Below are 25,877 nucleotides of genomic sequence, written 5' to 3'. Positions count from 1 at the left end.
TCCGTTCCTAACCAATGACATTTGGAAGACCTTCGGCATTACCCACATAAACGATCTTTCCATCTTCGATGCCGATGGCCTCGGCGATTGTGCTGGCACCGTCCATGGTGTAAACTGATCCGTTTATCAGTGCGTAGTCGGCGGTTGGATTCTCTCGTCCGGTTTGTGCGTGAATTGCAGTAGCGAGAAGACTCGCGGCCGCGGCTAAAAGTACTGTGTTGCGCATAACGTACTTGTTCCCCGTTGTGCATTTTCATTCAGAAGAAAAATGAGATGCCGAACTTGAACTGTCTGTTTGGCCCGCCTGTGGGAGACTGGGTAACATCGTAGTAACCAGCGCTCAGGTCCAGTGCCGTACCCTTTTCTTCGTTGGTTATAATAGTTTTGCCGACAGTTAGGCCTAGTGGTACTAACCAGGCCTCATCATTGTTAGAAGCATTCCAATTATATGATATCACATTGTTATATCCGAAATACCAACCTCCACCAAGGCCGTAGATCAGGATCGGCTGTAGTATAGTCGTATTGAAGCCGCTCTCTCCCCACATATGAGCAAGAACACCACCCCAGGACAAATCTCCTGACTGGCCAAATATCACGAAGGCCGGGCCCGCGCCCCATCCCGCGCCTTGAAGCGCGTCATCGGTGTGGGTTGGTAAAGATACTTGTAGTCCATAGCCGAGAGAAATATTGCCCGAAGGTGTCGGCGCGTAGAACGCCTGCACCGTTGAATCACCTATACCCCATTCGAGATCGGAGTTTTGGGTAGGTTCACCTATGCCGGGCGGTAGAACTGCACCCGGTGCAATTCCCTGTATTGGGATAATGCCCCTTATCACCAGGTTGGCGCCGTCAAGTGGAACTGCGTAGACTGGTTGAATCTGGAAATTATAGCTGTCTTCCTCATCCGTGCCCGTTCTGAATGCCACCGTGTTGTCGGTCATGATTGCGCGAATGTCAGCGAGGGGGTTGGCGGCTTTACGGGCAGCTTCGCATGCTGCATCGCAGCCGGCGTCTTGAGCTTGAACCATCGCAGGCAGAAAGCTGTATGTCAGCGCACCAATAACGAGATGTGACAATTTCTTTTTCATCTTCAATTCCCCGTCCCTAGAACACTGATTTACCAAAAGTCTTCTGTCTCAAGGCTGCAATGCGATCCGCCAGCGCACAAGTCCTCTATCAGGTATTAACATTCATTTTCGTTTAACTATGCCGTGTCGCTTTCAAGATATCGAACGGATTGGATACGCAAATTGTGCAAATCTCGCTCAATTTCCTCTTCCAGTTGTGACCGTGGTTTTGGGCGCGTAACGAAGTGGAGAACCAGTTGAAAACCTAGAGCGGAATAGCCGTCCAATATCTTACTGCTTTCTCAGTGTGTCGCTCGGCAACTCGCCATATTGTCGTTTATAATACTCAGAGAAGCGCCCAAAATCGCGAAACCCATGTTTGCTTGCCACTTGCTTGATCAAAGTGCTCTGACTGTTGCTCATCGCCAATTCGAACCGGGCGTTCTGAAGCCTTCGAAAGCGTATAAATTTTGCCGGGGAAACTCCAAGCTCTTGTTGGAAAGACAGGTATAACAGTCTAGGACTAACGCAAATCGCATCGGCAAGCTGTCGAGAACTCAAGAACTGCTGGGAACTGCTTATGGCTTCCAAAGCTCGTGCAACAGTCTTCCATGTGGCGGCGCTTTTCAGGTTCGCGAAATCCTTTGACTTCTCGCTGTTTCTACAAAGCATGTCACCTAGCGAAAACATGATGTGATCTTGGAGATCATCGGGTGAACATTGATCCCAAAGATGCGGTTGGTCAAATAAGCTGAACAGTAACTTTCGTAAACGCCGTCCAGTCGTCCCAAGCTTTGCAATTCCGTTTGTCGTATTCTGCGCCGTGTCAATTCGACAAAGTTCATGGACTCCGTAGCGGTCTAGCAGGTTGGTCTCAAAGGTCACAAAAATCGAACTAAGGCCAGCTGGTGTCAGGCTTGCATGGTCGCGACCGGAGGACGTAATCAACACATCGTCCGCTTCTACAGGTAAGCCACACCAAATCTCGTTTCCGCTATTCGGGCGATAGAATGCAAAGCTTGTTGTTTCGCCGTCATGGGTCCAGCTTACGTGGCAAGGATGCGATTCTTCGTTGAGTATGATTTGAAGGTCCGCTACGCGAACGATCTGCAACTTGGAGTGTGTTACTCCGGGTTGGAGTTGGACGGCTTCAATGTTCCAACCGGTCATTGCTGCGTCAGTTTCCTGAAGAAAAGAAAACTCCTGATCCACGATCCAGTTGTTTGTTCTCATCCGTTAGGCACCTCACGTCAAATATAGACAATATCCCGCCTCTACCGCGAGTCCAAAGATTGCCAAATTCAACTTTTTGAAAAATCGCTCCAATCGGTCATTATATTCTCAGCACCGCCCGGCCCATGGCCGGATTAGGCGAGCAGTGAACTATTTCGTCAAAGTACGACCCGCCGTTCATCTAAAACCGCCTGTGCCGGAAACAATTTAGTGACAATTTGAAACACAATACCCATTGGTCAAATCGCTTCTTGTCTGGACATAACATTAAGCTGTCAGTGGTCTGCGGTTTGTGAGCTGTAATCTACAGCAGCACTACAGTATGAAACCTGCTCGGCACGGTCACTCGTTCTCATTTCAGTTTCGTGAAAACAGAAACCGGAGCGAAAGATGTCTCAATTCGAACTTCTACAAATTCTGAGGGACCAATACCCTTCAACCACTGCGGCCGCTCACAATCTTGTATTGAAGGCCTCGGAACTGGACCTTGTCCGCAAAAACAAGGTTTGGATTGATTATATGGGTTTAAACAAAGCGCAGGTCGCGTTTGAGAACGCAATGTGGGAAGTCTCACTTTGGGCAGCTCGAGAATCCAGGGAAACAAGTCCAGAGCGGCTGTTTAAGTTTATAGCTAACTTCTTTGCACAGTTTGCATTGGCTTGCCCAAGCTGGAACAAAATTCTGCCCCAGGTAACGGACTATTTGCTGGATGCCAGCGAAAAAAAGGATTCCATTTTGGTCGACGCCCTTAGTCAGGTCAAAGGGGAGAATATGATTGTCAGAAGTCTTGGCCGTCCAGAATTTGAGCATACTCTCAGGAATTGAGAGATTGAGCTCAGGGCAAGACAATAGAGGTTGTTCGCCCGGCAGGAAATTCAGTCATCGAGACGATATTTCCTGTTTGGCGACTACCGTCCAATCGAACGAGTGTCGCTGCGTACTCAGTCACGGAAAAACATCAAGGCACAGCGGTTTTGCTTAGCAATATCACCTAACCCTCGCGCGCTCATACTTGGACCAAACATGTGCGGCAGCGATAGTCACTAGCCAAATCAAAGATGATCCAAGTTTTTCAACTGCAGCAATAGGCAAAACCAGAAACCCAAACAGTATGGACACCAAGTCTTTAGCTTGCCATCCATCTGCAAGCAGATCGGGTAGCAACCCAAGTATGCTCCCGCAGGCTCCGGCTACTAAAGTTGACAAGAGCCCGCCCAGGAGAGCCAATATCCACCCGCTTAATCCAGCATGTCCGAACATAAAAGCGAACAGATAGCCCATCAACGCACCGCCCATCATCATTGCGAAAACGTAGCGTGCGACAAGCCCCAAATTCTCGTTTGCCCATTCATCTTGCAAACCGTCGGGAAGATCGCGCGACAAGAACAAAAGAAACAGGCTTGCCCCCATCAGCCCCATTGTGATTGTCGATGCCAACTTCGGGGTTTGGCTTTTTGACTTAGAAGTTGGCATTTCACCAATCCGATCTGAAGGCAGTTGAAAATTGCCATCTCCCGAAAAAGGGTTAACAAACATCAACGATGTTCTTGTCGTGGCTATGTTCATAAGGCTTTCAACATAACCCGACCTGCGTATCATGGGTCAAGACGTCGAACGGTCTCGATGGAAATTGAGTTTTTTGACTGATTGAAGAGTTGGACTCTCTTCCAATAGTCATTTTCGCCAAAATACAGACGCAGCGTTTCAGCTGTCAGAAGAAGCCTTATCTTTGGTGTGTACATGCACGTCCATCTGCGGAAACGCGATATTGATTCCTTCTTTCTGCAAGCGCGTTTTCCCAATCTCAGTCAGATCCCACAGTACGTCCCAATAGTCGTCGGTACGCACCCACGGTCTGCAGCAAATGTTTACTGAAGAGGGCCCAAGTTCGCCAACAAATATCCGTGTTTCCGGGTTCTTAAGGCAACGTTTGTCGTCTCCCACCATCTCTGCGAGGGTCGATTTGGCGCGTTCAATATCATCCTTGTATCCAATTCCGAAAACCAGATCGACGCGTCGTACTCGGTACTTGGTGAGGTTCTCCATCGATCCTTGCCAAATGGACTGGTTAGGAATCTGCACCAAACGATTGTCGAATGTCCTCAGTTTAGTTGAAATAATGTTTACATCTATGACCGTACCAATTGTTTGATTGATAGAAATAATATCACCCTTTGAGTAAGGGTTCGTTGCTTGGAGCAGAAAGCCGCCAATCACGCTTTGAAACAAGTTCTGCAGCATGAATGCAATCAGGAACCCAAGACCACCGATTATCGCTGTTGTGACGCCGAGATTTACGCCGAGCCCCCATAAAGCGAGAAAAAGACCAAGAACCAAGATGCTCCAGCGAATAACGTTCGGAACTACCACTGCCGCGATTTCGTTGTCTCGGCCACGAAACCAACTGCTCGATATTCTTTTCAGAATCCCGCCAAGCAGCAGAGCAGCAAGCAGAATTGCTGAGGCTTGGAAAAGCCCGCTTAAAGCCCTGAGCCCGCCCCTGCCAGACCGCACCCAGTCCCAAGACAAATGAGCAATTGCCAACCATTGGTATGAAAGCAAAAGCTCACCGATAAACCCTCTAATAAAACCTTCGTGCCTTTTCAGTTCTTCTTCCGGACCGCCTTTGCGTTCCAAAGCGTTAACCACAATCATATAGTTCTGAAGGTCGCCAATGTTTTTTTGGTTTATGGCCTTTATTTGTTCAACTAGATCAGGAACTTGGTCATCCGCTACAGTTTCCAGAAGTGTTAAACCTTCGGCGATACTTGCGAGGTTGGTTTGGACACGGCGCTGCCAAATATCTGCAATTTCCGCAAGATCCTCGGCACCCAGTGCCACCACATGCCTAGAAAGGACGGCTTCGTCCACGTTTGCTGTGCTCGCGATAGCAATCGAGTTTTCATAAGCGTCAGGTTGAGCCAGTTGTTGTGCCCCGGCCGCGCAGCAATACACCAACAAAAATACGAAAGCAGACCACACCGCAATTCTAGTTGAGACAGGGTTATTTGTGGCTGTCCTGAGGCCGTAATGAACCATATATACACTCACTCAAGTTTCCGACTATTGTGGCACACAATGCTGTGACTGTTGCAAGAGATACTGTTGCTTTGAGCCATCCTTTGGGCTGCGCGCGTAGTTCATCACTATAAATCAAGTGGTTAGCAGTCGGTGGCCAGTGCTTTGGTCTACGTCCGCCAAGTCGACAGAGTCGCCTCGAATTGTACTCGGAACAATAGTTTGAACGCAGTTTCCTTGATTGGTTGCAATTCAATCAGGGTTGGGTTCTTTTTGGTATCACCAAGCTGTGCCATCAAAAAAGCTCAAGGCCTTAGTTGCGGAGGGCCTGGAATAACTCCTTCCTCTTGTAACACTCGTAATATTCCAATGATCGTCGTAGTGCTGGTATCAACCGATCCTTTGAGATATGCTCCCAGACCACCATCACCAATTTCGCGTGGACCGCCAGACTCGTATACTGGGTCCAAGGGTTCAAACTCCTTCGGGAAAGCGGGGCAAAAAGGTCGTTCACTTAAAAAACGCCCTGCAACTTCCAGTAGGATAGTGCGCAGCGCTTCGACATCTTCCGCAAAACCGTCAATGTCCCGTAATTGCTCGAGGGGTTTAACTACTGCGTCTACCAGCTCGTAGGTTACGCACTTATTGCTAAACCGAGCAGTAGCTGAAGCTGAAAAATCGAAAATCCACCTGTCCGTCGGTTCACCGCGCGCAAAGATGTTTTCTCTTGTTTCAGAGCATTCGAAGAATTGTGTATCAAGTTTTCCACTAAGCGAAACTACTTCACCTTGTGCCTCAACTACAAACTCGCTGAGATCGGTTCGGCTTCCACAGGAATCCAAAATGGGCGCTTCGGCAAGCAGTTCGGGCAGGCGTGCCTGCAAATCACTAAAGTCAAGCACGGCCTCAATACTTACACGTGTTGGAGAGGCCGCCATCAAAACTACGTTGAGACCGTAGTCAATTTCTGTTGTGCCGACGACCAGCGTATCCTCTATGTCGAACTCCGCGACTTGTGCCGTCGAAGGGGATACGAGGCCGACGCCGCCGATCAGAAACATCGCGAAATATGCGTGTCTCATAGTTGCCCCTCAATAATGTCGCTCAATTCCATGACGCTGAGTAATTTGACAAGCGTCGTCGCGTCTGTGTCGATCAATCCTTGAATTTCAGCGCCGATGCCACCTTCGCCGATTTCGAGCGCTCTGACGAGCGTGGCCTGCGGTGACACTGGCTTGAGTTCATCCGGTACTGTCAGACAAACTGGATTGCCATCAAAATAAATCTCTGCTTGTTCCAGTATTTCGGTGCGCGCTCCATCAATGACACCGAAAAGTCTTGCTACAGCGCCAGTGAACCCACGCGGGTCGAGGTCAAGCTCAGCCACGGAGAAGCGTACGCACTGGTCTTCGACGAAGGCTTCCACCTTAGCCTTGGCGTCAATTTCTTGCGTCAACCAAGGATTGCCACGCTCTCCGCCCGAGGCGTTCTGATCACAGGAAAAAAATCGTACAAACATTGTTCCACGTAGTTCAACGTGATCTTCAATGGCTTCTGTTTCGAGAACTTTTACTGAGACTTCCCGCGAACAACTATCCTCATAGACCCCTGACGCCAGTTCTGGGAACCGTGCTTGGATCGTCCTTAGGTCAGCCACAACATTCGCTTGCAAACGGGTTTCAGTTGCTGGACTCAGCCCCGCGTAAAACGAGATGTTAAACGACTCTTCGCCGATGGGTACTTTGCTCGGAAGGAGGAGTTCGATGTCACCTTTGTATTTGGAAGGATCAATGCCTTCACCATTTTCGGCGGCCGCCAGCAACACTTTAGGGTTCAACTCGCTTGTAGGCTTGGGTCTGTCGCGCTCACAAGCGACAAGAATGCCAAACAGCAAAAATATGAAAAATGCGATCAGAAGGGATCGCTTCACTTTGGCAAACATGATCGAATTTAACAATTGAAGACGTCCGATCGCACCTGTGAAATATTAACTAAACAGATAGACTGGAACCATCGTTCAGTCGAGGAAATTTAAAATCTAACAAACGTTTGGAATTGTTGAAATATGGAAAAGCATCGTAGAGATCGGAGCGATCTCTCCACGCTAGGTAACGGCCATTGCTTGCTAACATGAATGCGGAACTCCAGTAGCCTTATGCAAGTGACTGAACATACGTCTGTCTTCAAGCGCACTCGTGTAGCGGCAATTGACGCACAAGTGTTCTCGCCTCTCGGCTTAGCTTCAAGATACCATTGCGCTGGACATCGAGTTGAGTTGGTTTTGAAGTATGGCGAATGCATCATGGTCGCGTGATGTGATCGGCTTTACCTATGAAGGTTTTCCCGTCGAGCGCATTCTCACAGAGCGGTTTTCATCCCGAGCCGATAGTTTGTTGGTGAAGAAATCATTGCGCGCGTAGGTATTAGACAACAGTTGGAGTTTGGGCTGCGATTGTTTGGTTGCAAAGTCGCTGAAGAAAGATCAAGTCTCGACAGAACGCACACGTTTTGTGCCTTCTCTTAGCAACTCCACCACACCAGATGCATATGGAAGATCATCAAGATACTCTTCCAGAGAAAACTGTGAAGTAGGGAAGTTCGACAATGCACTCCTTGCCAGTTTTGTCTTACCGGCCATTCCGTGAATAGCAGCGATCAACAACCAGTCGCCTGCGTGTTCACGCGCATCAATCCGGCGCACTTTTTCTGAGGCCTTTGCGTAGTCTCCTCCCTGAACATCCTCCAAGCAAAGAGTGATATTTGTCCAGATTGGCAACAATGGATTGATGTCCAAAGCCTGCCTCACCATTTTCCCGCCTAGCTTGATATCACCAACCAGCGCAATCCAAGCGCCGGCCAACGCAATCAGCAATGCACTGTTGGGATTGGCTTGAATTGCTGCGTTGATCAAACGATTGAACCTGTGAGTGTCTCTGACCAATAGCGCGTATATCGCGGCTGCGAACAAAGCCTCTTGGCATTGAGGGTCAAGAGTCAATGCTTTCTCAGCATGAGTTTGCCCCTGTTCTAGCACGTCGCACAGGCGTTTTTGGCCAAGAGCCACTTCCTCAACATGCCCCAAAGCCATGAGAGCGTGAGCCAGTCCGCTTGCATTGTCGTTTTGAATAGCTGAACGCGCCAGATCCATCATTTGCTGCAAGCTGCCCGATCTAGAAGTGCGAACGTGGGCATGAAAAGCCAACAGAGCTTGATAGGTACTACCCCCGGCCCGCGAATGGCTTGCCACATGATCCGCGGCGTCGGCTGCGACAACCCCGTAAGCATCAACCAGCTTTGTCGCGCATTGTTTTGCAATTTCTTCTTGGGCTTTGAAAGGATTAGAGGCGTCTGGATTAATATCACGCCGGTCGGCCCATAAAATAGTGTCGTCAACGGTTCGTCTTAGTTGCACAATCAAGCGCAGGTTGACCTGATCGTCCCTGACGGAACCATTCAAAAAATAGTCGCAAGAGGGTAAGGCTTCTGCCTGAAAACCATCTGGATGCTTGTCGGAATACCCGGTTAAGATACGGATATGAGCGAAACGCGCAAGTTCTAGGGCTAGCTCTTCAGGAAAGCCCTCTCGGAAAAGCCTCGCTCGAGACGTATCTGAACCGTCAAAGGAAGAGATCCCAAGAACAGGCCATCCTTCATGGAGCACTACAGACGACTTTTGTTGTTCGGCTTTTTGGGTGTTTATTTCAAAAAGTGGGCGGTACTGTCCCTTAGGAACAGATATTGAAACCGGGTCGTTGTTCCCTGTTGTCAAATAATAATAGTCCAATGCCTTTCGCAGTTTGACGGCCTCAATTCTGACGACCGGATCAGCATTTGGATCAAATTCAGCGCCTCTTCCAAAAACATCCATTGCCAATGCGGTACCCCGCAACTCGTCACCGCGACCTTCAAGTTCTCGATGAACAAGGTGTTCTAGGAGCGTCTTTGTTCGGGTACTGCATGGGAAATTCTTGGACGTTGTGATGCGTTCCAGTTGTTTGAGAATATCCGCCTTATCGACATTTTCCGCCACGACTATTCCCCTGCACTTTCACGAAGCAAAGTGTGTTACCAACAACTACTGTATAGCAACATGTAATTTCCTACCGTCAATCTCTTCTCAATCCCATCTTTGAGCCAAAGAAGATGTGTAAGTTGGATTGAAGGAGGCCACTGATGACACACCGATGGATGATTACGGGAATTGTCACGCTTGCGGTGTTCGTGACGTTTGTTTCAAAAGTTCACAACGCTGACTTAGAGCAAGAAACTCTGCATCAGTTGATTAGCGGGGCTTCGGCAATTCTTGGAGGGGTGTAAATACCGGTCTACTGGCTTAGACACAGGGACTCCACGCTCATCCCATTAAGTTCGAACTTAGAGAGGTGAAAAGCTTTTTGTTGATTCCTCAGCTGTACCAGAAGTGCCGAAGTCAAACGGCACCTCTTACTGATCAAGTTATTTCTGTTGAGTGTCCAAAAGGTGCTAACATAGCAGCGGACCCAGTTTGGGTTACGGTTTAAATTTTTATTTGCCAAACTTAGAGCGAACTTGCGCCTTAAATCTATAGGATTGAAGCTTCGGAAATAGTAACCGCAACTATTCCTGACCTCTCAGCCGCCGAGTAAGATCTTCCGCTGTGAGACCAGTCGCCTCTATGGACTTGTCGCAAAAATTTGATCCGGTTTCATAATCGCGAGTTATAACGGTCACAGCGGTCATTTGCTGAAAACAGTTTTGTCATAATGTAGCAAAAGACCGCTCCGATGGGCTTCCCTAGAAAAGGAGTTTCGTTGACGTTCGGCAAAGGCCAAATCCTGCTCCCGCAACCAACTTTAGCACAGTATATCATACATTTACCCTCGCAACTCGCGGGGCTTTCTGCATTCGGCGCGTAGCCACTGGAAGCACGCAGGGCGTAAAGCGAATGACGCAAGCAGACAACATATGCGCTGTAGGCCTTGCATCTGACCCTCAAGATAACCCCTGATGAGCCTGTGCCCAGCAGTTTGTGATACTTCTAAGAGGATAAACGTGGCTCATAAGGAAGATTGTCCCATCGAAAACAATGCCAATTATGACTGAGATCGCCTGTTGAATAACATTTGCTTCTGTCGGTATTTAGCGGTTGGAAAGTGCGCCAACAACGGCGAATGCGTCGTACAGACGGCTAAAGTGGCGACCGCGTGTAGTACTCATTCATTGCAGTGAAACAAGCTCAACTAGATTTGCAAGAAGACGGAGAATCTGCGCGCAGTGCAAATCTTGCTCGGTCATACAAATATGGACAGCACAGTTCGGTATCTCAGCGTTGAGTTTGGCGACACGACAGCTATAGTTGAAGCTGTCAAAAAACCAAGTCTTCGGGCCATCTTGGCGACCTCTACCGAACCATGCAATCCGTTATCGGCACTGGTTTGCCATAGTTCTCGCCTGATCCGATCAATACCTCAGAATCGTCGGGTACTGCACAATTCGACATACAGCGGGGGGCAAACACGTCTGGACGGGCATCGCAAATGAATCCATCGACGTTGGGCATTGTCACCTGCATCATACTTTCTCGATCCAGGCTTGCTCCCGCAGGCAGGATGTCGTTCAACACCAGGACATGCGCGGTGACGGCATAGACTTCGTCATTGCTTAGTGAATGGGCCGTAGCAAAGGGCATGGCACGGCGGACGTAATCAAAGAAAGTTGTGGCATACGGCCAATAGCTGCCCACAGTTTGCGCAGGCTGTTGTTCTGTGTCGGTCAAAGGCGGCGTCGAACCGACAAGGGTGGGAAATGCACCGCGATCCAGCAAAACCTTCACCCCTACGCCTTTCTCGCCATGGCAGGCCGAGCATTTGTCCCTGTATATTTGACGACCCTCTTCAGCGCTGCCCATTCCATCGGGAAGCCCGGTTCCATCGGGGAAAACGTTAAGGGACCAAGCCGTCAGATCTGCCTCGGAGATTGTCTGGCCCAGACACAGGGGGCGATTGCCGCAATCGCCTGTTTGTGCAACTGCCGATCCAGAGGCTAACAGTGGCAGAATGGCAAAGAAAACCAGGTTAACCCGTCGCATTATACACCTCGCCATTGCTTTCGATCCGCCACGTCTGGATGCCGTTGTTGTGGTAGGATGAGAACTTTCCGCGTGCTTCGACAAGTTGCTGAACGAAAGGCTGCGTATAGCCAGTTTCGTCTGTTGCCCGGCTCATTAAAAGTGTCTCACTGCCGTCCCATCTCCAAGGCAGGGTGAATTCAGTCAGACATTTTGACATCACCGGCTCCGTCAGTCGCGCTTCGGTCCAGTTGCGCCCGCCATCCAATGACACATCCACATGTGAAATCTTCCCGCGCCCAGACCAAGCGATGCCTCGGATCTGGTAGAACCCTTTTTCCGGCAAAGATTGACCGCTCGACGGGAAGGTGATGATCGATTTGGCCTCCATCACCAGCGAAGATATCCAGGCCTTACCGGACTTTTGCAGATCGGTGTACTGAGCGGTCTCAAACGTGGCAAACAGGGGTTGGTCAGTCACCTCTATCCGCTGCACCCATTTGATGTTCAGGTTGCCTTCGCAACCCGGAACCAGCAACCGAACCGGGTACCCCTGTTCCGGGCGTAGCATTTCACCGTTTTGTGCAAAGGCCAGGATGCAATCATGCAAAGCTCGTGCCATCGGCAAGCTGCGCGCCAAAGCTCCAGAGTCTGCGCCTTCGACGATTAGCCACTTGGCCCTTGCTGTGTCCGCGCCTGCCTCACGCAAAAGGTCGGACAGCCGCACGCCGGTCCATTCTGCGCAACTGAGGAGGCCGTGAATATCCTGCGCGGTCAAAAATGGAGACGTTTCCTGCCCGCCATAGGTTGCTTTGCCCCAGATCAGATCGCTGTTGCCGGAACATTCAAGAAATCTGAACGTGGTGACAGTGGGAAAACGACGCAGATCCTCCATGCTGAGTTCAAGGTTGCGATCGACAAGCCCGTGAATAACCACTTTGTGCTTGGCCGGATCCATGTCGGCGTAACCACCGTGGGATCGTTCATAGAACAGCCCGTTGGGGGTGATGATCCCGCGCAAATCCTGTAGCGGCGTGCCGGTCCAGGAGGACTCGTTCATTGGCGGAACGTAGCCCTTTGGTGCATACTCGGATGGGGTCGGGCGACGGATTACTGTCTTTTCGAAGGAGGACGGGTGGCCATAGGGACTTGTACCAACCGGATCGCCCAGTTCGGTCGCCCACGGGCGTTGCAAAGGACCAGCCGCAGCGCCCTCGGCTCCAAGCCCGGCAACCAATGTGGCCGCTGTGCCAGTAGCCACACCGACACCACCCGTCAGCACGCTGCGCCGTGTCACGCCGGTATCGCTTTTTGGCTCTTTGTCATGATCTTCGCACATGTCAAATTCCACCTTTTCCATTCTGGCCCGGCGCCACCTATTTCAGAATTGCTTCAATGTCGGTTTCGGTAAACTTGGGCAGGGCTGGTGATTCAGCCGCAAAAGCGTGCCGTAGAAAATTGGCCAACTCCGCGATCTGCGTCGGTGTCATACGATCCTTGAAAGCAGGCATCGGGCTGGAATTAGGTACGGACCTCGGATCGGGAAAGCCGTTAACGATTGCGTAAAGCATGTTGCGGCCCTCAACCTGTGCGAGCGTAGAATTACCTGCCAATGGCGGCGCCCCATCTTTCACGCCCTTGCCGCGCGGGCCATGGCACATCGAACAATTGTTCAAATACAATGTCCGCCCCTCGGGAAAGGAAGCTGGAGTCTCGCCATCCAATGCGGCCAAAGTGACGGTGTCATTACCCCTTGGGGCGGACCGCAGATCCAGAAGATAGGTTGCCATGGCGATCCGGTCTTCATCGGTCAACTGCGACAATGAATTCTTCACCACCAGATACATTTCTTTGAATGCAGTTCCTTTGGGCCCTTTTCCTGTTTTAAAGAATTCGGTCAGATATTCTGCAGTCCAGCCACGTTGTTTCAGGGCCTCTGGCCGAATATCGGGTGCTTCATAATCTGCAAGCGGTGCCCCGGCCAACGCCCGGCTATGCTCGGCAGCGCCAAAGGCGTTATGTGGTGTGTGGCAGGCACCGCAATGGCCCAGCCCTTCAACCAGATAGGCACCGCGGTTCCAAACCGCATCTCGGGAGTTGTCGGGTTCGAATGTCCCTCGCGCGGCAAAGAATACATTCCAAAAAAGCACAAGCTGCCGAATGTTGAAGGGAAAGCTCAATTCGTTTTTTGGAACGCTTTGGTCGACCGGCTTCTGGGTCATCAGATACGCAAGCATCGCATCGGAATCTTGGCGTGTCACCAAGTGGTATGAGGGATAGGGCATTGCAGGATAGAGTGGCTGAAAGGTCTTGTAAGAGCCGTAAGCGAGGACTTGGTAGAACTCGGCTGAGCTCATGCCTTTGATGCCCTCTGCGGACGGGGTAATATTGGCGGAATAAATTCCACCGAACGGGGTATCAAGCTTAAGTCCGCCTGCGAACGCAGCGCCGCCCTCGGTGGTGTGGCAAGACGTGCAATCGCCTGCGGCGGTCAGATATTTCCCCCGCGCGATGGTTTCGGCATCGGTCGCGATCGGGCGGTTCTCGACACTGGGTACAGCCCACAGCCACAAGAAAAGAATGAGCAATGCCACTGCGCAGATGACAATTCCAAGAATAACTTTGAACAAACGCGCCATAGTTGCTTCCCGACCAATCAATTCGATCTCAAGGGTATCAGGACGATGCTAAAGCATTACCACATCTACACATATCTGTCTCGGTACGTGGATTAATTGGCTGCCGGTTGACTGTTTAGGTTTGGAGTTGGCTGTGTCTGAACCCTGTATTCCAAGTCATACGTGGCTAAATATTTGGGCGACGGTGGGTATGTGTTGAGGGCTTGGATTGGGCGGGTTTGGTCACAACGTTTCAGATGAACGGCCACCAAAAATAGCTACGGCCAAAGGACTAGCAAAACCGTTGTAAGGATAGATATCCGGAAAAAGGACAATAGCAGATAGCGGCCTATGCAAAAATTAACGAACGGCCCAAAGCGGACATTAGTTACAGCATGAGTTGCTTTTTCGTGCGGGTTTTCAGAAGTCCCAAAAACTCCAAGGTCAGTTATGCACTTGTACCAAATGCCCGCAGACCTAGTAACGTTATGGAAGATTTTGTTCAGCGCTACGCAGCCTTGAGATACTCCAAGGCAGCCTGAGTGCCACCTGTATTATGAGGCATGCCACTTTTGGCTAGCCCCATTTCTACTCCGGAGAGTGTGGCCATCAACATCAGGTCGTTGAAGTCGCCCAAATGACCTATTCGGAACACCTGGTCGGAGACTTTGGACAGACCATTTCCAAGTGAGATATCATAGTGCTCCAGCGCCGTTGCACGAAAGGCGTCGGCAGAGTGCCCTTCGGGGACTTTAACAGCAGTCAGTACGCCCGACTCTTGACCTTGGCGAGCACACAACACTTCGAGATCCCATGCTTGAACGGCCGCTCGAGTCGCGGCTCCGTGCCGGGTATGCCGAGCGAACACATTCTCCAGCCCTTCCTCGTGCAACATATCAATGGCTTCATTTAATCCATAGAGAAGGTTGGTGCCGGGAGTATAGGGGAAGAACCCTTTCTGGTTCGGCTCAACCATATCCCGCCAATCCCAATAGCTTCGCGGCATAGTCACGGATTTTGACTGTTCCAGCGCACGATCACTCACGGCGTTGAAGCTCAGACCTGGCGGTAGCATCAGCCCTTTTTGCGAGCCAGAGACACAGACATCGACACCCCAGTCATCAAACCTAAAGTCGATCGATCCAAGGCCGGAGATGGAGTCAACGATCAGAAGCGCAGGGTGCCGCACTGCGTCTATTGCTCGGCGTACTTCCGCAATAGGGGAGACTGACCCGGTAGAAGTTTCATTATGGACGACGCAAACCGCCTTAATCTCATGCCGACTGTCCTTGCGCAGACGATCTTCAATCTGATTGGGGTCCGCACCGCCGCGCCAATCCCCTTCGATAAGCTCTGGCTGCAGCCCAATTTTTCTGGCCAGGTTGTTCCACATAAATGCGAAATGCCCGGTCTCGAACATGAGCACTTTTTCTCCTGGCGATACCGTGTTTGCAAGCGCCGCTTCCCATGCGCCAGTGCCGGATGAGGGGTAGATAAAGACGTTCTGCTTTGTCTTGAAAATGGTTTTCATCCCATTGAGGGCCTTATTCCCCACTTCCGCAAAATCAGGACCCCGGTGATCGATAGTCTGCATGCCAATGGCTCTCAGAATGCGCTCCGGCACGGCACTTGGTCCTGGAATTTGCAAAAAGTGCCTACCCGCCTGGCGCATCTGAACTGATCCTTCCGCTGGCGCCATGAGAGTGGCGCAATTGCCTATTGGCAAAAGTTAATTATGAATTCATTATTCAGTCAACAGTGAAGTGAGGCCTCTCGTTGGGCTTACAGAGAAGGCGAAACCGATGCTTGAGAATGGTCCGTTGCACCGAAGGCTATCATCTGATGTCCAAGGCGACGTGATGACTGATCCGGCATCGCTTGCTCGATACTCCACCGATGCCTCAATCTATCAGATGACACCGGACGCCGTGGTGGTTCCCCGATCCACAGAAGACGTTCAGGCCGTGATATCCTTTGCGCGGGACGAAGGATGTTCGGTTCTTCCTCGCGGCGGCGGCACGTCGCAATGCGGGCAAACGGTCAATCAGGGTGTTGTTCTGGACAACACAAAATACTTGAATCGGATTCTGGACGTAGACGTTGAGAACCGAATTGCTCGCGTTCAGCCCGGTGTTGTTCTGGACGAGCTGAACCGCGCTTTGAAACAGCATGGTCTGTGGTTTCCTGTCGATCCCTCGACGGCGTCTCGCTGCACGATAGGAGGGATGGCAGCCAACAACTCGTCAGGCGGAAAATCACTGCGATACGGGATCATGCGCGACAATGTCCGTGCAATAAAGGCAATCTTGGCTGATGGCATGGAAGCGCGGTTCAGCGCTGACACAGCTGGGTCTGGTCGCTACGGGAACCTTGTTGCCGACATGCGTGCATTGGGACGTCGAGAGGCTGCTGAAATCGATGCCCAGTTTCCCAAAGTCCTACGTCGTGTGGGCGGTTATAATATCGACGCGCTTGTCGGTAATGACGTCAACATGTCTCATTTGCTGGTAGGATCAGAAGGCACGTTAGCCTATTTCACAGAGTTGGAACTAAGCCTTGCTTCCTTACCGGGCGAGAAAGTCACCGGTATATGTCATTTCCCGACGTTCCGTGCTGCAATGGAGGCCACGCAGCACCTCGTGACGCTGAACCCGCAGGCGGTAGAGTTGATCGACGACACCATGATCGCCTTAGGGCGTGAAATCCCATTGTTTCGCGACACGATTGAGGCATTTGTAGAAGGCAATCCCGAAGCCCTGTTACTGGTGGAATTCGCCGAGGGCAGCGCCGAGGCCAATGCTGCAAAGCTGGTCGACCTCTCGCAGCTGATGGGAGATCTCGGGTTTGCTTTCAGCGGGGTGGAAAACCGGTGGGGCGGCGTTGTCTCTGTTACGGACAACTCATTACAGAGTGCCATCGCCGAGTACCGAAAATCCGGGTTGAATGTCATGATGTCGATGAAGGAGGCAGGCAAACCAATCTCTTTTGTCGAAGATTGCGCTGTTCCGCTGCCCGACCTCGCCGATTACACCGCTGGCCTAACCGAAATTTTTGCGCGACACGGCACAAAGGGAACTTGGTACGCGCATGCCTCGGTTGGATGTCTGCATGTGCGTCCTGTACTGAACATGCGGCAGGACAAAGATGTCCGAACAATGAGGGCGATCGCCGAAGAAACATTTGATCTGGTCAAGAGATACAAAGGCTCTCATTCCGGCGAACACGGCGATGGGATCGTGCGATCAGAGTTTCATGAAAAGATGTTTGGCCAGCGTATCGTTTCCGCTTTTGAAGAGGTCAAGAACCGGTTTGATCCCAACGGTGTGCTCAATCCTGAGAAGATCGTGCACGCGCCTGCCATGGATGATCGCCGCCTATTCCGATATGGCCCAGAATACTCGGTTCCTGAATTCGAAACGTCGTTCGACTGGACCGCTTGGCCAGGTGCCGGAGGAGGGTTTCAGGGTGCCGTTGAGATGTGCAACAACAATGGTGCGTGCCGCAAGCTGAAGGGCGGCGTTATGTGTCCTTCTTTCCGAGCTACCAGAAACGAGCGCGATGCTACCCGGGGGCGGGCAAATACTTTGCGGTTTGCCATCAGCGGGCAGATGCCGGGCGGTTTAACGTCAGATGCAATGATGGACACTATGAAATACTGCGTGTCCTGCAAAGCTTGCGCTCGTGAATGTCCGACGGGTGTCGACATGGCACGAATGAAGATCGAAGTCCTGTCAGCGAAGCGTAAAAGAGACGGACTGACAATGGCGGACAAATTGGTCGCCTATTTGCCTCGATATGCGCCAAAAGCTGCAAAAGTTGCGTGGCTTATGAATGCCCGGAACAAAATTTTCCCCTTGCGCAAACTACTGGAAAAACCGACTGGGATTTCGGCGCGACGGGACCTTCCAGTGTGGTCTTCTGACCCGTTCAGTGATGCCGAGGCTCAGGATGCAGATCCGCAGGTTGTACTCTTTGCAGATGTCTTCAACCGGTATTTCGAGCCTGACAATCTACGCGCCGCGGTCCGGGTTCTGCGTGCGCTGGGGCTTCGGGTTGCTGTAGCACGGGATGACCATAGTGGAAGGCCGCTGGATTGCGGGCGCACTCTTTTGGCTGTGGGCAGCGTGGAGGAAGCGCGCAACGAGGCACAGCGCGTGATTGCCGCGACACGAGAGGCAGTTGCACAAGGGGTGCCGGTAGTCGGGCTTGAACCGTCCTCGATCCTCACTTTCCGGGATGAGTATTTAGGTCTTTGCCCGGGGCCGGAAGCAGAGTTGTTGTCGACCGCCACTCACACCTTTGAGGAATTCCTGGTCAGCCAGCCGGATTTGCCTATGAAGCCGATGGATCGTCCGATCCATGTGCACGGACACTGCCACCAGAAAGCCCACAATGCTGTCACGCCGATGCTTAACCTCCTGAAGCGTATTCCTGAGGCAGAGGTTCACTTGATTGAAAGCAGTTGTTGCGGCATGGCCGGGGCCTTCGGATACGCGCCCGACACCATCGATATCTCGCTCAAGATGGCAAGCCTCGACTTATTTCCAGCTTTGGAGGCGGCGTCTTCGGATGCAATCATCGTGGCAGACGGAACTTCATGCCGCCACCAAATTGCCGAAGGTACGCAGCGCCAAGCAATGCACGTCGCGCGCCTACTGGATATGGTCCTGGAAAATTAGGATGTGGATATGAACCTGACGGATAGCATTAATCGTCCGACCCTTCATGAAGAACTGGTAGAAAGGCTGCGCAACCTGGTTGTCGAAGATGTTCTGAAGCCGGGAGAAAAAGTGCCCGAGAAACAACTTTGCGACTCGTTGGGTGTTTCAAGAACACCATTGCGAGAAGCTCTAAAGGTGCTTGCATCAGAAGGCTTTGTGGTACTTCAGGCCAACCGGGGGGCTCGCGTCGCAAGTGTTACGCGCGAGGAACTGGAGAATACGTTTCCAGTGCTTGCAACGCTTGAGCAATTGGCAGGAGAGCTGGCGTGTCAGCGCATGGACACTGCGGAAATTCAACAGATCGAGAGCCGCCACAAGGACATGCTGAAAGCCTATAAGTCACGTGATCGACAGGCATATTTTAAGGCCAATCAGGACATTCATCAGACACTGATAGGTGGTGCGGGAAACGACATCCTTGAAAGCCACCACAAGCTATTGGCCGGGCGGGTCCGCCGCGCACGGTTTATGGCCAATTTGTCGGAAGAACGATGGGCGCAGGCAATTGACGAACATGAAGCCATGATGAAGCTGCTTAAGGCTCGCGATGCAGATGGGCTTGGCAAAACCATGAAGCTACACATGATGAACAAACTTTCGGCCCTTGTGAAAGCGCTTGAGGCCGAGGACGAGTCGCTCGGCTAAGTTCTGCTCCAAAGCGCTTACCAACTTTTCTAGGATCGGTCGCTATTCAGTGCTGAGACCAGGAAATGGGGGTGTCAGCCCACAGTCCAGGGCAAGTTTGTTGAGGTCTCGGCAAAGAGCAGGGTTAAGCCTCACGCCGTCTCTGCGACGGGCCTCAGCGGCGGCCGTTTTGCCGTCTCCGGGCAAGCGTACAGGGTCATGACCGGGCAGGGGGGCGGATGCGCGCATTTCGGAAAAGACACGGGCTGCATTCGAAGCAAAGTCTTTTTCCATCCCAAACGCCGCCGGATCAAGCGCCATTACAAATTGCCCTGTGTTTGTGGATGACGTCGTGTCTGAGGTGAAGTTTGCCACGTCAGAGCCGAAGGCAGCGCCGTTCAAGACTCCGGCCATTAACCCTATGGCTACGGAAAGACCGAAACCTTTCGGGCCGCCGATTGGTAAAAGAAACCCTTCTGATTTGCGGGCAGGGTCCGTCAACGGATTGCCATCGCGCCCGACCATCCACCCTTCAGGCATCGGCTTGCCTTGCTGTAACAGAGTCTTGATCTTGCCCATCGCGGCAACTGTCGTCGCCATATCAAACACAAACGGGTCGGGCCCTTTTGCAGGGGCAGAAAAAGCGATGGGATTGGTGCCAAGAAGCAAGTCGCTTCCACCGTAAGGCGGGACGTGGTTTGCACTGCCCACCGCCGCAGCCATGCCAAGCATTCCTGCCTCAGCTTGTGGACGCACATAAAGTGCGAGTGGTCCTGCATGGTTGCCGCGCCGAACACCGACCCATCCAATGCCGGCCTCTTTGGACTTTTTTATTGCAAGATCCCGCGCCGCTGACATCGCCAGATGACCAAGACCGTCATCACCATCAATCAACGCGGTCGCGACAGTCTGATGTATGACGGTGACGTTTGGCGTGGCATTACTCCCACCCCCTGCCAGCCTGGCCAGATACTGCCGCAAGCGAAAGACCCCGTGAGTGCCGTATCCATAAATGTCGGCCTCGACCATCAGCGAGGCCACCTTGTCCGCATCTTCTTTAGGTACACCCCGAGTTTCGAGTGCGCTCGCCACAAATTCACGCAAGGTCTGGCAGTTTATTTTTACCGGCTCAGAAGTCATCTCTGCCAACCTGCTCTTTGTGCCAGAACACTAGTTTACGCTGTGTCCAAACCACTGTCGCAAACACAGCCAGACCGACGAGGCTGAGATACAGGATCAATGAGAACACTCGAGGTGTATTGAGCTGCGAGGCTGCAACACGGATCAGCTCACCAAATCCCTTCCCGCCGCCCAGGAACTCTCCTGTAATCGCCCCCGCCATAACCCCGACTGCTCCGATCTTAAGTCCGGTGAATATCTGCGGCAGACCGGTTGGCAGCTTCATCTTGATCAATGTCTGCATCCGGCTGGCGCCCATCGTCTTGAACAACATGCGCGCGTTTTCGTCGGCGGCGTGAAGTCCGGCTGCAGTACCAACGACAATCGGAAATGTTGCGATAAAGGCGGCAAGTGCCACCTTGGATTCAATGCCAAAGCCCAACCAAGCCACGAAGAGAGGAGCGAACGCGACTTTTGGCATCGTATCTATAGACACTAAGTAGGGCATCACGGCCTTTTCGCCAAAGGCCGTTTCCCCAACCAGAACGCCCAGCGAAAATCCGATCGCGATTGCCAGCGCAAACCCATAGATGACTTCTTTGATGGTGATCCACAGCGCCCCAAGCATGTAGCCACCGGTCAAAAGGTTTTGCCCCACGAAGATCATATCTTTGAGGGTTTCCATCGGCGTCGGTAGAATGATCGGAGAGACCAGCCTAAGGCTGGTCACAATTTGCCAAGTTCCGACAAAAACCACGAAGACAAAGGTCATCGCCAGCCAGCGAGGAACCGAGTCGATAAAGTGAACCTTCTGCTCCCATACAGTGTCTTCTGAGGGGGCAGCGTCTTTTACGGAAGGTGAGTAATTCTGAACTTCGCTCACATTTCTTCTCCCTTATCCAGGAGGCTGCGAATGTAGTCTACGATAGCGCCGAATTTGGGTGTCGTCATCATGTCGAGCGTGCGTGGACGCGGCAGTTCGACTTTAACAATTTCGGCAATCCTGCCCGGACGCGGCTTCAAAACGACGATTTCGTCAGACAAAATAACAGCTTCCTGAATGGAGTGCGTTACAAGAAAAGCAGTCGCATCCTGTTCCCGGCAAATCCGCTGCAATTCCATGTTCATCATATCGCGCGACAACTCGTCGAGCGCGCTGAACGGTTCGTCCATCAAAAGCACGGCTGGTTCAGTGATCAGCATACGGCAGATCGAGGCGCGCTGCGCCATGCCGCCGGACAATTCGTTCGGATATACGTTTTCGAAACCTTGCAAACCCACGATGTCCAATAGTTCGTGAGCTTTGCCCATAGCTTTTTTGGCCGCCGCTTTGCCGTCGCGAATCTCGATCGGCAAAACGATGTTTTCCACTGCTGTTTTCCACGGAAATAGTGTTGCCTGCTGGAACATCATGCCAATGTCCCGGCGAGTCCCCGTCACTGGTTGTCCCTGAAGGATCACACGTCCTTTGGTGGGCGGGATCAGACCCGCCATGATCTTGAGCAGAGTTGACTTGCCGCACCCGCTGGACCCAATGACAGATGTGAAGCTTCCTTTCCGAAGCGTCAGGTTAATGTCCTCAAGAGCGACCACAAGATTGCGCGCATAGGTCTTGCTTACATGGGTCAGTTCGTAGACCGGCGTGCCCAAGGGCGCGCCGGAAAACTCATGTGTGACTACAGCGTTCATTTGCTGGCGGCCTCGTTGCCGATGGCTGCAAATTCATTGGTCCAGGCTGCGCTTAGGTCATCCAGCGGTCCTGGGATTTCGCCCCCTGCAACAAGTGCGTCTTGCCATTCCTGCCAAACTTCGGCGGGGTACCATCCCAGACCATTGCTTGGATCCGCTGCTATGGTTTTCGATCGTACGGCATCGAATAGCGCTGACTGGAATTCTATGTCTTCGCCTTCCTGAGGATTGCCGTCCGCCAGATGCTTCAGCACAGCTTCGCGGTTGGCATCATCGAGTGCAAAGGCATGACCTCGTGCGAATGCGCGGCTCCAGGCTTCGACCAATTCGCGATCGTTGGCGATTGTGTCCGCCATTGTGGCGATGCCGTTTCCGAAGAAACGCCCGAATTCCGCAGGCGTGATATCACGCACCTTCATTCCGCGTTGGTTCAGAATTGCTGTATCGGCTGTCGAAGCGGAGTATGCGTCGATTTCACCATTCAGGAATGCTGCGGTTGCCGGGCCCCCGTCGCCGACGGTCAGGAAGGTGAAATCCTCACCCTCTTTCATACCTGCTCCGGTCATCACATTGCGTGCAAAGCCCACTTCTGCGCCATCGGCAGTACCTGTCCCGATGACTTTGCCCCGTAACCCTTCAACGTTTTGGATGTCAGAGTCTTCGGGTACGGCGATGCCGAAGTTGCTGCGTGCCGCAACGTTGTAGATGTGTACGGCATCCACATCGCGCGACCGTGCGGCAATCAAGGGGCCAGGTCCAGGGCGGCCGAAATGCGCCTGTCCGGCGGATAATGCCTGAAGCACGGCCCCTGAGCCGTTGATCGCCTCGACGGTCACATCCAAACCTTCATCCGCGAAGTAACCTTCTCCAATGGCGACAAAAACCGGAAATGAATTGATTGCTGAAGGGCTTGGCTGCACGAAGGTAATTTTACGCAAGTCCTGCGCAAACCCCATTGTTCCTAGTGCGCCTGCTACCGGAACGGCCGAAAGCAAGGACGCTGTGAAAGTCCTTCTATTCATCATTTTAGTCTTCCTCCCTTGCATGATTGGCAACCCGCAGATTCAGCTATGCAGGAGCCATTTACACAGCGTGCACGGTATTCTTGAGCGCGCCGATTTCTGAAATTTCACAAACCACGATGTCCCCGTCTTTCAGAAACTGTGGTGGGTCCATTGCGTATCCGACACCTGACGGCGTGCCAGTTGCGATTACGTCACCCGGTTCCAGGGTCAGGCCTTCTGATAGGGATGCGATCAGCGTTGGAATGTCGAAGATCATGTCCGACGTGGTTCCGTTTTGGCGCTGTTCGCCGTTAACCGTTAAGCCAATTGTTAAAGAGTGCGGATCGCCGATTGAATCAGCAGTTACTATGCACGGACCCAATGGGCATGACCCATCCAACCCTTTGCCTTTAAAATATTGACCACCATGACGGCGCTGAATATCACGGGCGGTGACGTCGTTTAGGATTGTATAGCCGAAAATGTGGTCGTATGCGTCCGCTTTAGCTATGTTGCGCCCAGGTTTTCCGACCACAATTGCCAGTTCGACCTCATAGTCGACAGCCTGCGAGACCGTTGGGAAAATCAGAATGTCCGCTTCGGGTGCCACAATAGACGTCGGCGGCTTTGTGAAAAACACCGGATGCTCTGTCACTCCAACTTTTTGCTTTTGCGCCCGATCACCCTCGGCGATGTGTTCAGCATAGTTGCGCCCGACGCAGAACACGTTTTTACGCGGAGCAGGAATAGGAGCCAAGAATGGCGCATCAGTTGGGGCCAATGCGTCTTTTAATTCGCCGGCTTCAGCCGATGACACGAGGGTTTTCAAAACCTCAAGCGTCGCTTGGCCGCCTGCAATCAGCTGCTGCATTGAACTGGCGTCCAGCGTTTTGCCACGCAATTGCGCTGCGCGCGAAACGTCTAACCTGCTGCCATCGGTAAGTATTGCCACGCAAACGGCGTGACCCTCTACGGAAACAGTTGCTAACCGCACTCGGCACTCCTCCCTCGTGCTGATGTCAAGCCCTGGTCGCTGACTTGGTCTTGCGACTCGTTTCTAGCTTTTCTCTTGCCCTTGAGTTTTTTCCGACTTGGCGTTTCAATCAATCAACCAATCACCGAATTGGGTGGGGAAATGAGTGAACCAACAGAACTCGTGCAACGTGTACGCGACCTGATTAACAGCGCCGGATTCCGGCATAACGACAGGCTCCCGCCTGAACGCGAACTGTGTTCAAAGCTTGGGACGACTCGCAACCAATTGCGAAGAGCGTTAGCAGAGCTAGAGGCGCAGGGGCTTATCTGGCGCCATGTGGGTCGGGGAACTTTCGTAGGTTCCCGGCCAGTTCTGAACCTCACCGACGTTACCTATTTGGGCGATCAAATAAAACCTGAACAAGTTGTGACGGTACGATTTACGATCGAACCGCAGCTTAGTCGTTTGGCAGCAATTCACTCAACTCGTTCAGATCGTGAGCAAATGAGGCTTTGCGCGGATAAATGTCGTACCGCAGAGGATTGGCGCACTTACGAAGCTTGGGACAACAATTTGCACTACGCTATTGCCCGTTCTACTCGCAATCAGCTCTTTTTGTACTTTTTTGAGACTTTGAATTCGGTCCGCAGATCTATTGTTTGGGGGCAGCCACGCGAGACTCTAAAGCCTGCAGACGATTATTCCAGTTTTCGTGAGCATGATGTGATCGTGTCTGCCATAGCAAAGGGCGACTGCGAGCTTGCGGCCAGTGCCATGGTGGATCACCTGAAATCGGTTTATTCGCGTGTATTGCCTACGAGCATCCAGTCCGACGACTGAAGCAGCACCAATGCCCAACCAATTCGGGAAATGGTCGGGGTGGATTGAAGCCATGGGTCTTGCAAAACAGCGCGAATTTTAGCGATGACTTGGTAAGCGGCCACGTCTGAACGTATCTGGCGTGGTATCGATCGGAGGGTGTCTGACCGTTTGGAATTCCGATCTTTGGCAATCAAACGCTCAGGAGGAAAGCGATGTCCGATCATGTCATTCCCGCGCCACAGGTGCATGTAATACCCGTAGCGGGGGGCGGAACATTTCCTGTCCGTCGCGTTTATTGCATTGGGCGAAACTACGCGGCGCACGCAATTGAAATGGGCCATGACCCGAACCGGGAACCCCCGTTTTTCTTTCAAAAGAACCCAAATAATCTCGATCCTTCAGGGGAGTTTCCTTATCCCCCGCACAGTTCCGATGTGCATCACGAAGCTGAAATGTATGTCGCGCTCAAGTCTGGCGGCACGAATATTTCAGTAGACGATGCCTTGGATCATGTCTTTGGGTACGGGCTTTCGCTTGATATGACCCGCCGTGACCTGCAAGGGCAGATGAAAAAAATGGGTCGCCCGTGGGAAATCGGCAAGGCGTTTGAGCGCTCTGCACCATGTGGACCAATTCACAAGGTGTCAGAAGTTGGGCATCTCGACAAAGGTCCAATTACTCTGACGGTGAATGGTGAGATCCGTCAAGAAGGCGACTTGAACCAGATGATCTGGAAAGTCCCTGAGATGATCTCGTACCTCAGCGATTATTTTGAACTTGCTGCCGGAGACGTTATCCTTTCGGGAACACCTTCGGGCGTTGGCCCGGTCAGCCGCGGAGATGTTATGGTTTTGGCGGTCGACAAACTGGGTAGCCTAACCGTCAATGTAACGTAGCCACACCTTCCATCGCTCTCCGCTAATTAGGACAATGCTTT

Annotated in this window: 23 protein-coding genes and 1 pseudogene; 7 read left to right on the top strand and 17 right to left on the bottom strand. The window is 52.1% G+C overall.

The features are described from left to right. Positions 1–7: 7 nt before the first annotated feature. The 3 genes from ACR0DT_RS13710 to ACR0DT_RS13700 form a co-directional block, all read right to left on the bottom strand. Positions 8–226: a hypothetical protein gene (locus tag ACR0DT_RS13710; protein WP_480711279.1), complete on the bottom strand. Its 219-nt coding sequence runs from the start codon at positions 224–226 to the stop codon at positions 8–10. A gap of 31 nt (positions 227–257) precedes the next feature. After that, positions 258–1,091, bottom strand: a complete 834-nt coding sequence (locus ACR0DT_RS13705) for a hypothetical protein (RefSeq protein WP_480711278.1) — start codon at positions 1,089–1,091, stop codon at positions 258–260. A 270-nt stretch (positions 1,092–1,361) separates the two neighbouring features. Then, the gene (locus tag ACR0DT_RS13700) at positions 1,362–2,303 is read right to left on the bottom strand and encodes an AraC family transcriptional regulator (RefSeq protein WP_480711277.1); all 942 of its coding nucleotides are present in this window, start codon (positions 2,301–2,303) and stop codon (positions 1,362–1,364) included. Between the two features lie 390 nt (positions 2,304–2,693). Here ACR0DT_RS13700 and ACR0DT_RS13695 point away from each other — a divergent pair, with 390 nt between their 5' ends. Next, entirely contained in the window at positions 2,694–3,128 is a 435-nt protein-coding gene (locus ACR0DT_RS13695) for a hypothetical protein (protein ID WP_480711276.1), read from the top strand. A 162-nt stretch (positions 3,129–3,290) separates the two neighbouring features. Here the strand turns inward: ACR0DT_RS13695 and ACR0DT_RS13690 are convergent, their stop codons facing one another. The 5 genes from ACR0DT_RS13690 to ACR0DT_RS13670 all read right to left on the bottom strand — a co-directional run bounded on the left by ACR0DT_RS13690 (position 3,291) and on the right by ACR0DT_RS13670 (position 9,351). After that, a complete protein-coding gene (locus ACR0DT_RS13690) occupies positions 3,291–3,869 on the bottom strand; it encodes a hypothetical protein (protein ID WP_480711275.1) in 579 nt (192 codons plus the stop codon). Between the two features lie 138 nt (positions 3,870–4,007). After that, positions 4,008–5,354: a mechanosensitive ion channel family protein gene (locus ACR0DT_RS13685; protein WP_480711274.1), complete on the bottom strand. Its 1,347-nt coding sequence runs from the start codon at positions 5,352–5,354 to the stop codon at positions 4,008–4,010. 272 nt (positions 5,355–5,626) lie between these two features. Then, a complete protein-coding gene (locus tag ACR0DT_RS13680) occupies positions 5,627–6,403 on the bottom strand; it encodes a hypothetical protein (protein WP_480711273.1) in 777 nt (258 codons plus the stop codon). Next, positions 6,400–7,278, bottom strand: coding sequence for a hypothetical protein (locus ACR0DT_RS13675; protein WP_480711272.1), 879 nt, complete (start codon positions 7,276–7,278; stop codon positions 6,400–6,402). Before ACR0DT_RS13675 ends, ACR0DT_RS13680 begins: the two co-directional genes overlap by 4 nt. Positions 7,279–7,803: 525 nt before the next feature. After that, on the bottom strand, positions 7,804–9,351 hold the full coding sequence (locus tag ACR0DT_RS13670; RefSeq protein WP_480711271.1) for a hypothetical protein: 1,548 nt from the start codon (positions 9,349–9,351) through the stop codon (positions 7,804–7,806). A gap of 143 nt (positions 9,352–9,494) precedes the next feature. Between ACR0DT_RS13670 and ACR0DT_RS13665 the strand changes: the two genes are divergently transcribed. Next, positions 9,495–9,638: a hypothetical protein gene (locus ACR0DT_RS13665; protein WP_480711270.1), complete on the top strand. Its 144-nt coding sequence runs from the start codon at positions 9,495–9,497 to the stop codon at positions 9,636–9,638. 906 nt (positions 9,639–10,544) lie between these two features. Continuing rightward, positions 10,545–10,673, top strand: a pseudogene (locus ACR0DT_RS13660) (integrase); the annotation flags it as partial. 28 nt (positions 10,674–10,701) lie between these two features. Here ACR0DT_RS13660 and ACR0DT_RS13655 read toward each other — a convergent pair. The 4 genes from ACR0DT_RS13655 to ACR0DT_RS13640 all read right to left on the bottom strand — a co-directional run bounded on the left by ACR0DT_RS13655 (position 10,702) and on the right by ACR0DT_RS13640 (position 15,657). Next, positions 10,702–11,388 (bottom strand): c-type cytochrome, encoded by a 687-nt coding sequence (locus ACR0DT_RS13655; RefSeq protein WP_480711269.1) that lies wholly within the window; start codon positions 11,386–11,388, stop codon positions 10,702–10,704. Beyond that, the gene (soxC, locus tag ACR0DT_RS13650) at positions 11,375–12,727 is read right to left on the bottom strand and encodes a sulfite dehydrogenase (protein WP_480711268.1); all 1,353 of its coding nucleotides are present in this window, start codon (positions 12,725–12,727) and stop codon (positions 11,375–11,377) included. Before soxC ends, ACR0DT_RS13655 begins: the two co-directional genes overlap by 14 nt. A 16-nt stretch (positions 12,728–12,743) precedes the next feature. Continuing rightward, a complete protein-coding gene (locus ACR0DT_RS13645) occupies positions 12,744–14,006 on the bottom strand; it encodes a cytochrome c (RefSeq protein WP_480711267.1) in 1,263 nt (420 codons plus the stop codon). 487 nt (positions 14,007–14,493) lie between these two features. Continuing rightward, positions 14,494–15,657, bottom strand: a complete 1,164-nt coding sequence (locus ACR0DT_RS13640) for a pyridoxal-phosphate-dependent aminotransferase family protein (protein ID WP_480711266.1) — start codon at positions 15,655–15,657, stop codon at positions 14,494–14,496. Between the two features lie 187 nt (positions 15,658–15,844). Between ACR0DT_RS13640 and ACR0DT_RS13635 the strand changes: the two genes are divergently transcribed. Both ACR0DT_RS13635 and ACR0DT_RS13630 read left to right on the top strand, forming a co-directional pair. After that, entirely contained in the window at positions 15,845–18,664 is a 2,820-nt protein-coding gene (locus ACR0DT_RS13635) for an FAD-binding and (Fe-S)-binding domain-containing protein (RefSeq protein ID WP_480711265.1), read from the top strand. A 9-nt stretch (positions 18,665–18,673) separates the two neighbouring features. Continuing rightward, complete coding sequence (locus ACR0DT_RS13630) at positions 18,674–19,351, top strand: GntR family transcriptional regulator (RefSeq protein ID WP_480711264.1); 678 nt, start codon at positions 18,674–18,676, stop codon at positions 19,349–19,351. Positions 19,352–19,393: 42 nt separating this feature from the next. Here ACR0DT_RS13630 and ACR0DT_RS13625 read toward each other — a convergent pair whose 3' ends face one another. The 5 genes from ACR0DT_RS13625 to ACR0DT_RS13605 are packed head-to-tail and all read right to left on the bottom strand — an operon-like array spanning position 19,394 to position 24,136. Then, entirely contained in the window at positions 19,394–20,470 is a 1,077-nt protein-coding gene (locus ACR0DT_RS13625; RefSeq protein ID WP_480711263.1) for an Ldh family oxidoreductase, read from the bottom strand. Further along, complete coding sequence (locus tag ACR0DT_RS13620; RefSeq protein WP_170383463.1) at positions 20,460–21,332, bottom strand: ABC transporter permease; 873 nt, start codon at positions 21,330–21,332, stop codon at positions 20,460–20,462. Before ACR0DT_RS13620 ends, ACR0DT_RS13625 begins: the two co-directional genes overlap by 11 nt. Continuing rightward, on the bottom strand, positions 21,329–22,138 hold the full coding sequence (locus tag ACR0DT_RS13615) for an ABC transporter ATP-binding protein (RefSeq protein ID WP_480711262.1): 810 nt from the start codon (positions 22,136–22,138) through the stop codon (positions 21,329–21,331). The genes ACR0DT_RS13620 and ACR0DT_RS13615 overlap by 4 nt, the downstream gene beginning before the upstream one ends. Next, positions 22,135–23,163: an ABC transporter substrate-binding protein gene (locus tag ACR0DT_RS13610; RefSeq protein ID WP_480711261.1), complete on the bottom strand. Its 1,029-nt coding sequence runs from the start codon at positions 23,161–23,163 to the stop codon at positions 22,135–22,137. The genes ACR0DT_RS13615 and ACR0DT_RS13610 overlap by 4 nt, the downstream gene beginning before the upstream one ends. 58 nt (positions 23,164–23,221) lie before the next feature. After that, on the bottom strand, positions 23,222–24,136 hold the full coding sequence (locus ACR0DT_RS13605) for a fumarylacetoacetate hydrolase family protein (RefSeq protein WP_480711260.1): 915 nt from the start codon (positions 24,134–24,136) through the stop codon (positions 23,222–23,224). A 141-nt stretch (positions 24,137–24,277) separates the two neighbouring features. On the opposite strand from ACR0DT_RS13605, the gene ACR0DT_RS13600 reads away from it, so the two are divergent. Then, positions 24,278–24,958, top strand: coding sequence for a FadR/GntR family transcriptional regulator (locus tag ACR0DT_RS13600; protein WP_480711259.1), 681 nt, complete (start codon positions 24,278–24,280; stop codon positions 24,956–24,958). 194 nt (positions 24,959–25,152) lie between these two features. Further along, positions 25,153–25,836 carry a fumarylacetoacetate hydrolase family protein gene (locus ACR0DT_RS13595; RefSeq protein ID WP_480711258.1) on the top strand — a complete coding sequence of 228 codons (684 nt, stop codon included), beginning with the start codon at positions 25,153–25,155 and terminating at the stop codon, positions 25,834–25,836. Positions 25,837–25,877 lie beyond the last annotated feature (41 nt).

Source organism: Ruegeria sp. BI11, from assembly GCF_056538005.1.
This window is presented reverse-complemented; position numbering and strand designations above follow the sequence as displayed.